General features: G+C 62.9%; 12 protein-coding genes. 4 read left to right on the forward strand and 8 right to left on the reverse strand.

What is annotated here, in order from left to right:
* Positions 1–8: 8 nt before the first annotated feature.
* From EDF20_RS00175 to EDF20_RS15845, 5 genes are all read right to left on the reverse strand, one after another.
* Positions 9–1,103, reverse strand: a complete 1,095-nt coding sequence (locus EDF20_RS00175) for a hypothetical protein (protein WP_243833306.1) — start codon at positions 1,101–1,103, stop codon at positions 9–11.
* The gene (locus EDF20_RS00180) at positions 1,100–3,133 is read right to left on the reverse strand and encodes a hypothetical protein (protein ID WP_133737354.1); all 2,034 of its coding nucleotides are present in this window, start codon (positions 3,131–3,133) and stop codon (positions 1,100–1,102) included. The genes EDF20_RS00175 and EDF20_RS00180 overlap by 4 nt, the downstream gene beginning before the upstream one ends.
* Entirely contained in the window at positions 3,133–4,257 is a 1,125-nt protein-coding gene (locus tag EDF20_RS00185; RefSeq protein WP_133737355.1) for a hypothetical protein, read from the reverse strand. Before EDF20_RS00185 ends, EDF20_RS00180 begins: the two co-directional genes overlap by 1 nt.
* A 354-nt stretch (positions 4,258–4,611) precedes the next feature.
* The gene (locus EDF20_RS00190) at positions 4,612–5,694 is read right to left on the reverse strand and encodes an AAA domain-containing protein (protein ID WP_208292559.1); all 1,083 of its coding nucleotides are present in this window, start codon (positions 5,692–5,694) and stop codon (positions 4,612–4,614) included.
* 25 nt (positions 5,695–5,719) lie between these two features.
* Positions 5,720–5,986 carry an AAA domain-containing protein gene (locus EDF20_RS15845; RefSeq protein ID WP_208292560.1) on the reverse strand — a complete coding sequence of 89 codons (267 nt, stop codon included), beginning with the start codon at positions 5,984–5,986 and terminating at the stop codon, positions 5,720–5,722.
* Between the two features lie 236 nt (positions 5,987–6,222).
* On the opposite strand from EDF20_RS15845, the gene EDF20_RS00195 reads away from it, so the two are divergent.
* Positions 6,223–6,543, forward strand: coding sequence for a nucleotide pyrophosphohydrolase (locus EDF20_RS00195; protein WP_133737356.1), 321 nt, complete (start codon positions 6,223–6,225; stop codon positions 6,541–6,543).
* On the forward strand, positions 6,533–8,314 hold the full coding sequence (locus tag EDF20_RS00200) for a DUF2075 domain-containing protein (protein WP_133737357.1): 1,782 nt from the start codon (positions 6,533–6,535) through the stop codon (positions 8,312–8,314). Before EDF20_RS00195 ends, EDF20_RS00200 begins: the two co-directional genes overlap by 11 nt.
* On the opposite strand, the gene EDF20_RS00205 is transcribed toward EDF20_RS00200, so the two are convergent.
* From EDF20_RS00205 to EDF20_RS00215, 3 genes are read right to left on the reverse strand one after another with little or no spacing between them, the layout of a single operon-like run.
* Positions 8,311–8,856 (reverse strand): hypothetical protein, encoded by a 546-nt coding sequence (locus EDF20_RS00205; RefSeq protein WP_133737358.1) that lies wholly within the window; start codon positions 8,854–8,856, stop codon positions 8,311–8,313. The two genes, EDF20_RS00200 and EDF20_RS00205, sit on opposite strands and share 4 nt — an antisense overlap.
* On the reverse strand, positions 8,853–9,848 hold the full coding sequence (locus EDF20_RS00210; RefSeq protein ID WP_347876488.1) for a 3'-5' exonuclease: 996 nt from the start codon (positions 9,846–9,848) through the stop codon (positions 8,853–8,855). The genes EDF20_RS00205 and EDF20_RS00210 overlap by 4 nt, the downstream gene beginning before the upstream one ends.
* A gap of 9 nt (positions 9,849–9,857) precedes the next feature.
* A complete protein-coding gene (locus tag EDF20_RS00215; protein WP_166644727.1) occupies positions 9,858–10,934 on the reverse strand; it encodes a nuclease-related domain-containing protein in 1,077 nt (358 codons plus the stop codon).
* A gap of 252 nt (positions 10,935–11,186) precedes the next feature.
* Here EDF20_RS00215 and EDF20_RS00220 point away from each other — a divergent pair, with 252 nt between their 5' ends.
* Both EDF20_RS00220 and EDF20_RS00225 read left to right on the forward strand, forming a co-directional pair.
* Positions 11,187–11,531: a DUF4234 domain-containing protein gene (locus EDF20_RS00220; protein WP_133737361.1), complete on the forward strand. Its 345-nt coding sequence runs from the start codon at positions 11,187–11,189 to the stop codon at positions 11,529–11,531.
* An 18-nt stretch (positions 11,532–11,549) separates the two neighbouring features.
* The gene (locus EDF20_RS00225; RefSeq protein WP_133737362.1) at positions 11,550–12,191 is read left to right on the forward strand and encodes a G5 domain-containing protein; all 642 of its coding nucleotides are present in this window, start codon (positions 11,550–11,552) and stop codon (positions 12,189–12,191) included.
* Positions 12,192–12,333: the final 142 nt, after the last annotated feature.

A 12,333-nucleotide genomic window follows, 5' to 3' on the forward strand; every position in this document is an offset into this window, starting at 1 on the left:
ATCTTCGATCATGCCGCTGACATTTCCTCGTACGGTTGTCCGGTTAGCCAGGCGGTGTGAATTCGTGGTGTTCGAGTCGCGCCCGTGTCCGGCTCGAGTCGGTAGGACATTGGCCGGACATAGCCTACGGCGATGTCTGCTTCGTGTGCCGCGAGAAGCGCGCCGAGACTCAGTACCTTACTGGCATGCTCGCTGACGATGATGGTGGCGCCGCCGAGGGGCTTCAACGCGATCCGGTACCTGTCGGCTAGCCATACGAGCTGTCTGTAGAGGTCGAACGGGTTCGATTCGGATGCATAAAGGACATTCCGTGGTTCGAACCGGAGCTCGTCGAACAGGAGAGTACGGTGTTCCACAAGCAAATCATCCGCTCGCAACGGGTCGACCGATGGGAACGGGACGACCGGACAGACTTCGTCTGGCCGCAGGAGAGTTACGAGGGCCTTCAGCTCCTCGGTGGAGTTCTTGCCGAGGACCGGAACCCAAATGTTTTGTTTTTTATCGTCAAGCCGCGTGAACGACGACATGATTCCGGCAGGACCTAGACCGGTTGCGACTATTCGCGCGTCGGTCGATGCGTCTTCGGACACCGTGACGAGAAGATTGCCGTTGAACGGCCGGCCGGCGCTGTCCGGCATGGACTGAATCAACAAAAGTTGAATCACTGGGAACGACATAGAAGACGGTAGTCCGCTCATGTCAACTATGACTGTGTCGAAATCGAGCACTTTGAACCGCTTGCCAAGCTCGCGGGCCAACACCGTGCCGAGCGTAGACGGGTCTTCCACTGCCGGGGGTGGGAAAAGCGTGAGCCGTGGGCCGAACAGCTTCTCTAGTTGGGTGGCATTCTCGCGCGCTGACTCCTCTGCCCCGTCATGTTCTCCTGCAGCGACTGGCGCCATGGCGACGACGGTGACGTCGCCTCGCGCCTTGACGGCCACCCTTTGGGGAACGTCGAGCGTACGCGGGTCGAAGCCGGCACCGCAGACCAGGAGGGTTCTGCCGTCTGGTCGCGTCGCATCGTGGATCAGCGCGTCGCTTTCATCGCCCTTCGCGAACACGTAGTCGTACCAACGCAGGTTGGGTTGATCGGTCGCGATCACTTCGGCCATCCTTCGACGTCGCGCAGCTTCGTAAGGGGGTCCGGCGGCCCGGCCCCGGTGTCGACTGTCACCGTCAGTTCCAGCCGTCGGGCCATCTTCGAGATCGACTGCTCGCGGTAGCCGCCTCGTTGCAGCGGTAGGTCGAAGTGCGGCAGAAGGAGACGGTTCAGGTAGAGAACCGCCCACTGCGGTCCGACAGTACGGTTCGGCTCGGGCGACATCTCCAAGAGGTTGTTGGCGACAGCACTCGACAGGGCGCGCCTGAGACGGTCGTATCTCGCACCTTTGTCACCGAGACGCCCGAGCAGTTGTTTGCGTTCAGTGTTCTCTATAGCCGTACCGGTGACGCCAGGACCGTACGGTGCGCTCACCCGATAAGTCTCGTGCCGGCTGTGATCTGCGATCGCGTGCAGAAGGGCGAGTACGTCTGTCCCGTGCGGGACCCTGGAAGGGATGGCGGCCCAGAGCTGTTTGCTTGATCGACGGATGCGTTGGTCCTGCTCTTGTGCTGTGAGGAAGGGTGAGCCCCGTCGGCTTCGCGCGGTGACGGCCGAGACGATGAGGTCGAACTGGTCACCTGCGACCCCGAGATACTGTTCAATGTTTCGGCTGGAAAGGTCGGCAAGTACGTCTGGTCCGTAGTAGTACGGCAGATTGTTCTCGTTCGCCAGAAACAGCCTCGCCGCAGCACGTGTTCCGCTCGACGACATTTGAGCCGCTTTGTCTGAGTCGACAGGAATGTCGAACAAAGTCGGCTGCGAGCGGGCGAGGTCTCGTTCAATAAGAATTTCGATCTCTCGCCAGTGCGCGGCAGAGGCAAGCAAGTCCGAGTTCGCCGTCTGCTCGTCCGAAGCCCTAACCCAATCCGCGTATTGCGGGTGCATTGAGGCGAGTCTTACGATGCGGTCTCGCGTCTTAAGATGTGCCGATGCGGCTGCTGGTTGCGGGATCGACTCTCCTTCTAGGAGCAAGGATGTAAAGTCCGTGTTCATAATGTCGATCGAGCTGAGCCCGATCGTCGCCCGCGCGTTAGCGACATTGGTGAGGATGCGGGAGAGCCGTTGGGAGTTGCCGCCTTTATTGCCGGCGAGCAGTTCTGTCTCGAGTTGGACCAATCGAAAATCTCGTCCTTTGATGTGCCCGGTGAGCAGTTCCTCGTCGGGGACAGCTTCTTGGCGTTCGGCGATCCAGCGCCCTACATCGTGTGTGCGGTCGACGAGCTCATCGTAAAGTACGTCTCGTTGCGAATGTGCCAGGTCGTGGACATCGTCGAAGAGGAGAACCGGCCGGTAAAACTGGAATTCTCCGTCAACCTCGATGTCAACGTTGCTCAACAGAGGAAGCGAGTAGAGGCGAGCGTGCCCGGTCTCCGCCACCCAGTCGACTTCAACGAGGGAGTCCAGCAGCTCGATCACCCGCCGCTCCTTTCCGCGCGCCGCGGCAATGAGCGCGCTTCCGGAAATGCCTCCTTCATGGTCAACGGGCGAATCGTCGGACAGTTTGGCGATAGCCGTCCTTGCCCGCTCTCCGCCAATACCTTTTCTCGGAACAAAACGCACTCTGTGTGAGTCTTCGAAATCCAGACCTTTTGCTGTCAGAATTGATTCAACAATATGAGTGATTAGTCGCGCGTCGAGGAGCTTCAAGAAGACTTTATCGCTGTGACCAGATCCGTTCGGGCCGAGGTCGATGACGGAACGGTAGTCCTTGTTCACGCTGATCATGATGCCAAGAATTTTCATCTCGCCCTCGCCTATCGCTCCAATCGAATCGAGGGCATTGCGGAGTCCACGAGTTGCTTCGTCGGAGGCGGCATTACTGAGAAGCTGACGCAACGAGTCGGCCGACAGCAGTCGGAGTATCGAGGTCTTTCCGGCGCCGGGCGCGCTACGCAAAACGACAAGTCGGTTCCACGCGTCCTCGGACGTCGGCAACACCTCGAGCATCTCAAAGCCGAAAGTGCGGTGAAATGCAGACTGCTGCCGCTGTTGTTCAGTCGCGCGATAGCGGAACGGGTTGCTGACTGCCATTAGGGCCTGCCGGGGTGGTGTCGTTCGTATCGGGGGAAGACGCCCATCCAGTCCTTGCTCGGATCGCCGACCGCACCGTCTGCCGCTTCGTCTTTCCAGACAATCGGTGGCGAATTATTCGGAGCGTTGTGATGGAGAACCAGAGGCAAAGCGCTTCCTCCGTAGCCGTACGTCACGTCGCCCGCGAGAGCGTTGTGCTCATCTTTCCATGTTGGTCGGAAGTACTTCATGCACAGTTCGAGAAAAGCGTTGTCGTCGTGGTCGGATGTGTCAAGCGGAAAATCGGCCGCGAACTTGTGTGCTGAGAATAGGCGTATCTCGCTTTCGAATCCTGCCTTCTTGATGCGCGCCCGCAGCTCCCGGTCGGCATTGTCCGAGATCAGGTAGAGGATGACGATAACGGTTGCGTCATCGGCGACGACGCCGTTGTCTTTCAGATCCGCGAGGTGGTTCTGGAGTTTTTGGAGCTTTCCCCTCCATAGGTGGTCGTCCTCGTCGTAGCGCAGCATGGTTGTCCCGCTACCAGAGAAATCGTCGACCACAATGACGGAGTTAAACGTTCTGGCTGCTTCGAGACCCATCTTCGCGAGCGCCTTCGCAAGTTTGACCGACATGTCGGATTGCTTCTCGGTATCGAGCACAGACACGAGATGGAACTGCTCGGTGGATAGCGCGCTGTATCGCCGTAGCTTGTCCAGGCGAGCTCCGTCGCTCAGGCCCAGAACGAGAGTTCGGCGTTGAAGTGATTTGAAAGCATTGCTGTCGCGGATCTTCCGGACTGCCCACTCCGGCTCCCCGAGGAGTGACGCCGCTCTCTTCATGTAGAGGGGGCGCAAGACATCTTTATAAACGGTGGCCACGAGATGGTCGAGCTCGGCTGCAGACACGTAGGTCAATCTCTTGAGTACGAAGTCGAGGGCGGTTCGACGATCTTCGCTTTCAAATCCTGTCAGCCACATCGCCAATGACTCGATGAATTTGACGCCCGGGCTGTACCCGCCGTAATCGTCATATTTGATCTCGCTCAACGTGGTCAGCCGGTCGACAACTTCGGCCATGTCGTCGAGGTCGTCTCCGAAATCCATCACTTTCGCCAGTAGCTGACGCGCGAGCAGTTCTTTCACTTTCCCCCCAGACGTTCGTCCGCCATTCCGGCATTCGCGTCGGCCAAGGACCGATCAGTGAATTCGGAGGCCGACTTGCTTCCGGCAGCTAGACTAGCTGATGGATTATCACGAATCCTATTCTTTGGTCATCGGTGTGATCGCCACAAAGGACCAGCTCCCTCTCGGCCTACGATTACCTCGGCGCCCTCTACAACCGCCTCGTCAAGCTCGACGAACAGGGTGCGACCGTGCCCGACCTCGCCGAGCAGTCGTCCGCCACCCCGACGGCGTCACCTGGACCTTCCGCCTGCGCCAGCGCGTCCGCCTGCTTGCTTCGGACGAGCTCGCGCATGGGACCCGACCACCGGCTCGTCAGACCTGCGCCGTGGGGACAGCAGCAGTAAGCCGGTCGAAAACGACGTCGCGATCGCTGAGCCACTCCGGCAGCCACACCCGTTCAACGGCCGGCCAGTGCATCAGGCCGCCGAGCACCTCCACCGGCAGAGCATCGCGGTCGGCCCCGGTGCCTCGATGCGCCCAACCCGGTCCGTCCAGGAGCACGGCCGTGGTCGGTGATCCTGGCTGGCCGGCGGGGGCAACGACCAGGTCGATCTTGAAGTCGGACAGGCCGACGTTTGTCCGCACATCGAGTCCTCGCGCCCTGAGGGACTCTGCCACGTCCTCGCGGTGCAGGTCGGTGGTCGTCGACGCATTCGTCGAGAGGACCTTCTCCACTCCGCGCTGAGCCAGCTCGAGGTAGGCGCGGAGGTCCTTGATGCCCCGGGAGGTCGTCTCTTCCGCCCGGAGGTCACCGGGGTCGAAGCTCGAGAACAGGATGACCTGGCGCCTCGCCCGGGCGATCGCCACGTTGAGCCGACGCTCACCACCGAAGTTCGTCAAGGGCCCGAAGTTGAGCGGGAGAACGCCCTTGTCGATGGCGCTGAAGGCCGTCGAGAAGAGGATCGTGTCGCGCTCGTCGCCCTGCACGTTCTCGAGGTTCTTGACGAACGGGCCGTCCGACGACGCGTCGAGGGCGTCGATGATGCGCTCGTCGCCAGCGTCGCGGAGCATCGACTCGATGAGCGTCCGCTGCTGCGCGTTGAAGGTGACCACGCCCAACGACGGGGTACCGGCACGATCAACCGAGAATCGGTGACGGATCTCCGCCACGATCGCGTCGGCCTCGGCCTGGTTCGTCCGGAGCGTCTTGCTGGGGCCTGAACGGAGGAACTTCCCGTCGACCGTCCTCATGGTGATCCCGTGGTCGCCGATCCCGCTGCCGACCGAGCCGTGAGCCGGCGCCGGGAACGACGTGAGACGGTCCTCGTAGTAGTTGCGGTTGCTGAAGGCGATGAGGGACTCGTCCTGGCTCCGGTAGTGCCATGAGAGCCACCGGCTCTCGACCCGCGCCTGCTTGCACTCCGCGAGGATGGACTCCTTGTCACGAGCCGGCACGTCCGCGACCTGCGCCTCCGCGTCGTCATCGTCGATCGTCGATCGTCGCCTCAGCTAACGAGGTCGGCGGCATCTGCTTGCTGTCGCCCACGACGACGACCGACGTCGCGCGGCCCATCGCTCCGACTGCTTCGGCGACCCGGACCTGCGACGCCTCGTCGCAGACGACGATGTCGAAGAGACCCGACCTCGCAGGCAAGAAGCGCGCCACGGAGTCGGGGCTCACGAGGACGCAGGACGTGACCTCGGCTATCAAGTCGCCGTACGTCGTCATGATGTCGAGGACGCTCATGCGTCCCCGCATCAATTGCGGGCACTGTGCTGAGATTAGTTCACGTCAGTCCCGTAGCTGATCACATGAGCCGATGTTCTCGCGAGCTCACGTGCGTTGCGAAACACGTTCGCGCGTTTGAAAAAGTGCTGAGCGAACTCATCACTTCGCTACTCGCCACTGGAAGCGGGCTAGCTTCCCCTCCGTCGCCCAGCGACACCGCGATGGGTGACCAGGGCCCTGATACCTTCATTCGCATGACTGTCAGCTCAGCCACGAATGCGATCAAGGCGGTGACCGCCGAGCGTGAATGGGAGCAGTTTCATTCCGAGGAGAACTTAGCCAAAAGTGTGGCCGTAGAGGCAGGCGAACTGCTGCAGTGCTTTCAATGGGGCAACGACTTCGATGTCGACCGTGTCCAGGACGAGCTCGCCGACGTCCTGACCTATTGCCTGCTCCTAGCCGACAAGCTCGGATTAGACCCGGAGCAGATTGTCTTGCAGAAGCTTGCCGTCACGCGGGAGAAATACCCCGTCGACAAAGCCCGGGGCCGGAGCACGAAATACGATGCCCTCTGACATCGTCCGGGTGCCCTTCGATCGGGAGGCGCTCGACCTCTGGGCGCTGACTGATGCGCGGCACATCGACTGGCCTGTCGTCTACGTCCTCGACCAGGCGAGGCCCCATCGGACAGGACGGCATGCTCAAGAATCACTCCGGGACATCTACGTGGGAGAGACGCGCAACGCCGCCGGACGAATGCGTCAGCATCTCGTCAACCCCGACAAGGGCCAGCTCGACACGGTCCGCGTCGTCGTCGACGAGACCTTCAATAAGTCGGCGTGCCTGGACCTGGAGTCGAGGCTGATCCAGTTGCTCTCAGCAGATGGCGCATACAGCGTCCTGAATCGCAACGACGGGATCACTTCGGCCAACTACTACGACCGTGAGCGGTACCGGGGCGTGTTTGCGGATGTCGTGCAGCAGCTCCGCGCCGAGGGCGTCTTCACCCGACCCATCCCCGAAATCGAGAACAGCGACCTCTTCAAGCTGTCGCCTTTCAAGGCGCTGACGCAAGACCAGGCCGCGGCTCTCGAGGACATCTTGGAAGGGTTGTTCGCCGACCTCCGCGATGATCGCGGCGGCACGATCGTCATCCAGGGACACCCGGGCACCGGTAAGACTGTCGTTGCCATCTACTTGCTCAAGCTGCTGGTCGATATCGGCTCCGCGCCTGCTGCCGACGGCTTCGACGGGGACTCGCTCTTCGCCGATTTCTTCCTCGGAGAGTATCCGGCTCTGCTGGCGGGCCTGCGTGTCGGTATGGTTGTGCCGCAGCAGTCGCTGCGCGAGTCGATCAAGCGCGTGTTCCGCAAGACGCCCGGTCTTGACCCGGCCATGGTGCTCACCCCGTTCGAGGTCGGGCAGGCGGATGGCGAGTGGGACCTGCTTCTCGTCGATGAGGCACACCGGCTGAATCAACGGGCGAACCAGTCGACGGGCGTGCTCAACGCGAAGTTTCCGGTGATCAACAAGCGCCTCTTCGGGGCCGACGACCTCGCGAAGACGCAACTCGATTGGATCCGTGCCAAGAGCCGACACCAGATTCTGCTGGTCGACGAGGCCCAGAGTGTGCGACCAGCAGACTTGTCCAAGGAGTCCGTCGTCGCGCTCCTCGAAGACGCTCGTGCCCGGCGCCGGCACTACAGGTTGTCGACGCAGATGCGGGTCAAGGCCGGTGCCGACTACGTCGGTTACGTCCGGGACGTGCTTCGCGTGCCTCGCTCGGGCCACGTCGCGGGCAGCGTGTTGCCCAGGTCCTTCGAGAGCTACGACCTACGGGTCTTCGACGATCTGGGCGAGATGCACGCGGAGATCCGCGCGCGGGATGCCGAGCACGGCCTCGCTCGACTCGTTGCGGGCTACGCCTGGAAGTGGGCCTCGAGAAAAGACACCGGAGCGGCCGACATCGAAGTCGATGGTGTTGCTCTGCAGTGGAATCGGACGTCTAAGGACTGGATCGCGTCCAAGGGTGCGTTGGAGGAGGTCGGCTCGATCCACACCGTGCAGGGATACGACCTGAACTATGCCGGAGTGATCATCGGTAGCGACCTCCGATACAACGTCGACCTAGACGAGCTCTCCGTTGATCGAGCCTCTTACTTCGACACGAAGGGGGCGGAAAACAACAAGCAGCTCGGTCGCTCATACACCGATGCCGAGCTGCGCGAGTTCATCAGCAACATCTACGGGGTGCTGCTGACCCGGGGCATCAGGGGCACCTACGTGTACGCCGTCGACCCTGGGATGCGGGCTTACGTCCGGCGTTACTTCCAGCATTCGGCCTAACGACGTGGTGCTCCCGCTCGTTCGGGTGAAGCCTTCATGCCCGCCTGAGCTCGCCCGATTGATCCCCGAAGAACTTCTGACCGGATGCGTTGGGTAAATGCTGCCCAGGCGTCTTGGTTCTGCACCCCGAGAGCCGGCCCGTGGACTTCTTGAAACCAGATGACGTTCCGCGTTAGTTCGTCGATGTTCCATCCGATGAAGTCATCGGCTGTGGCTTGATCTTTCGCCGAGTAGTTCGAGAGAACGTTGTCGGCTCGCTCGAGCCCCCAAGCGATCACGAAGAAGGCCCGGATCACATCCGCCCTCGTAATTTTTCCATCAACGGCTCGTCGGGCCACCCTGCCCTTCTGTGAATAACGAAAAGTGCCCATGACATTACGAGCGGCAGCGATCTCACCCGATGTGAGGTCGAAGTGTACGGACGTTAGGGCAAGTTGTCTCGCTCGCTTGGCTTGCCCTTGAGCCAGGAAAAAGGCAACGACTGCGACGAGGGAGGACGCGACGGCTCCGATCGAAACAGCGAATGTCATCAGGGACGTCATGAGCTAGTCCGTCCTGCGTGGCTCGTCCTGGGCGTGACGTTGCTCGTTCCCACCCACAGACCATCACGGGCTCGAGTCATTGCCACATAAAGCTCGCGCCGGTTGAGTGCGAGGCGTTCACGCTCGGTCTCTGAGGAAGGGACGGGTGTGTCTCGCCTCAGCAGCTCCGGCTTCACTCGCGCAAGCACGACCTGCTTGAACTCGAGGCCCTTGGCTCGCTTCACCGTCCCGACTTTGACGGCGTCCTTCGGTCGGCCGTCGTACTTCAAGAGATCCATCGCGGGGATGCCCGCGGCCATGAGCGCGTCCATAGCGGTGTCAGCATCCTTATTCGTGGCCGTCAGCACGCCGATGTCGCCCAGCGACATGCCGACGAGGTGCATCACATCCCGCACACGCTCGACCAGGGCCGCATCGTGCTCGGGCCAGGTCGCGTGCCTGACGAGAACGGGCTGGGGCCCCGTGCGAGCAACGGCCTTGACGCCATCGATGCTCTGGCCCGTGCCCTCGATGTCTGTGTACTCATCACCGAGCACCGCCGCGTTGGCGAAGGCCAGGATCTCGGCCGTGTTGCGGTGGTTGACGTCGAGGACGACTCCGCGTCCGCTCAGGGAGATACCGACCTCGGAGAGCGTGTAGCCGCCGGGGTAGATGGTCTGCTGGCCGTCACCGATCAGGGTGAGACCGTCGGGGCGGTTGCCGACCAAGGTGTGGAGGAGCGCCACCATGGCGCAGGAGAGGTCCTGGGCCTCGTCGACGATGACGGCGCCGTACCCTGCGAGCGGCTTCTGCTTCACACTCGCGAGGGCCATCAAGATGACGTCGGCGAAGTCGACCGCCTTGCGACGACGCAGAGCCTCGTCGTACCGCTCGTAGAGGGACCAGACGAGCCGGCGCTGATCGATCGTGACACGGTGTCGACGGCCTACGCGTGCGAGGTCCGCGTACTGCTCGAAGGTGCGGATGCCGCGACCCTTGATGACGTAGGTGATCTCGTCTCGCTAGTAGTCGGAGGACATCCTCGATGAGCCGAGCGCGCCTCCTTCGCCTCTGCCGGCCCATGCTTCGCTGAACGCAGCATCGGCGGCCTTCGGGTCGATGCGGACGGACGCGCCTCGGTCTCGGAGGATGCCGAGGGCCAGCTTGTGGATGCTGGTGAACTCGACCTGGTGGGCGACCTCGGGCGCCATCCTGCCGAAAAGGTTCTCGAGCACGACCGGGAGAGTCTTCACGAAGGTCGTGAAGAGAACCTTGCCCTGGCCTCCGCGAGCCAGATATGCGGCGCGGTGGAGGCCGACCACTGTTTTGCCGGTGCCGGCTGATCCTCGGATGCGGGCCGGTCCGTTGAAGCTGCGGCGAGCGAGCTTTGCCTGCGCCGGGTCGAGGAACGACATCCATTTCTCGATGGGAGCCTCGAGGACACCGTCGAGAAGGGCCGCGTTGACTTCTTCTGCCGTCATGAGCTCGGCTGCGTCGACGGGGTCGGTCGGCCGGGTCAGGACCGGCTCGGGCACGGCGACGTCGATGGCGGAGGACGTCCGCAGGACGGGGAAATGGTCGAGGACGCGACGGAGCACCAGGTCGATCTGGTGAGACGTCAGACGGGCGCCTGGGGAGGTGACGTGGCGGAGGGCGTCGTGCTCGCCGATGACCGTCACGGGTCCGACCTTCTCCTTGATGCCCCGGTGGCCTGCCAAGACCGCCACGGCGTGCACCTCGAGCGCTCCGAGTCCCACCTCGGCGAGGAGCGCCTCGGTGTTGTGCGCGAGGTCGGCCATGTTCGCGAGGTCGTCGGACACGTCCGCCTGGCCCCGGAAGATGCGACCACCCCGGATCGATACCTCCTTCCACGCCTTGGTGTCGACGATGTGGACGCCCGAGGGGCCGACGACGATGAGGTCGACCTGGGCACCGCTGCGGCGGCTTCCCGGCCAGGCTCGATCGGGCAAGAGCGTGTAGCCGACTGCGGCGAGCGGAGCGAGGACGCCGGCGACACGGCTCTCGGTGATGCCGGCGAGGCCGTAGCGAGCGGCCGCGTCGCGGGCCTCAGCTGCTGCTTGTTCGTGTGCTTCAGCCAAGGCTTGCTGGCGAAATGCTTCTTCGCGTGCGGACGCGCCTGCTGCGGCCATGTCGTTCCCCCGTGGTCAGGCCGCGCCTGGTCGGGGCGCGGTCTGTGAACCATGCTCACATGCTCCGCCGTCTGGGCTAGTGGGGTGCGGGGACCCAGTAGAGGGGTGGATGCGTGTTCGACGTTTCGCCGGGAGCGAGGGGCCCGGCCTTCCCCGAACGGGGGCGCGAAGTCATAACCAACTAAACGGTACTTTTCGCAGATGTCGAACAATGTTCACCTCCAGCGTCGCTCTGCTGCGGCCGTCTTCTTCTTGCCTCTCGTCACCTTCGGGATCTACTCCATCGTCTGGTACGCCAAGACTCGAGGAGAGGTGAATGCAAGCGGCGCGAGTGCGATCACGACCTGGTGGATCCTCTGCCCCTTCGGTCTCTTCTGGTACCTGTGGTCGCTGGCCAAGGGCATCAACGTCGCCACGGGGCTCGGAACTGGTGGGAACTACGCGCTGCTCCTCCTTCTGGGCGGCATCGGCCAAGCCATCGTGCAGGCGCGCATGAACGGTGCCCAGGCTGGCGCCCCGGTCGCCGTCACGCCGGCGATGGCCTAGATCAACGTGTCTCTCGCGATGAAACGCTGGTGGAACGGTCTGACGAACAAGGGGCGCCTCCTCACGGGAGCTGGCGGAGTCGCCGCTCTGCTCATCGCCGGGGCTCTCATCGCCCCGGACAGCAGCAGCGGTTCGGCGTCTGCCGACACCGCTGTCCAGAGGACAGCATCGGCCAGCCCCACGCCGACGCCGACGCCGACCCCGACGCCCGTGGTCACCACGGAGAACGTCGATGTCAGTGAGGCGATACCGTTCGACGCCGTTACGGTCGACGACGCCGGACGTGACATCGGGCAGGACGCCGTCACCACGACCGGCCAGGACGGCACTCGCGTCAAGACGTACGAAGTCACCTACACGGACGGTGTCGAGACGTCACGATCGCTCGCGAGCGAAGTCGTCGCGGCGCCTCCGGTCCAGCAGGTCACGAGCAGGGGGACTCGGGAGCCCTACGTGGCGCCTGCGCCGGCCCCCGTGCCCGCGCCTGCTCCGCAGGGCTGCGACTCGAACTACTCGGGGGCCTGCGTCCCGGTGGCCTCTGACGTGGATTGTGACGGCGGCAGCGGCAACGGACCCGCATACGTGCGGGGTCCCGTGAGCGTCGTCGGCTCCGACATCTACGACCTCGATCGCGACGGGGACGGCATCGCCTGCGACTAGGACTTCCTGTCGGGGCCAGTTGGTCGAGTGGTCGAAAGTGGTCGTTCGTGGCTCGATGGAGGACCAGTTCTGACCACTCGAGGACGAAGGGCGTCGGGGTCCTGCCGGGAGGCAGCGCCCGGACGCCCTTCCGGGCGTTACG

Source organism: Frigoribacterium sp. PhB116, from assembly GCF_004364285.1.
GTDB lineage: Bacteria > Actinomycetota > Actinomycetes > Actinomycetales > Microbacteriaceae > Frigoribacterium.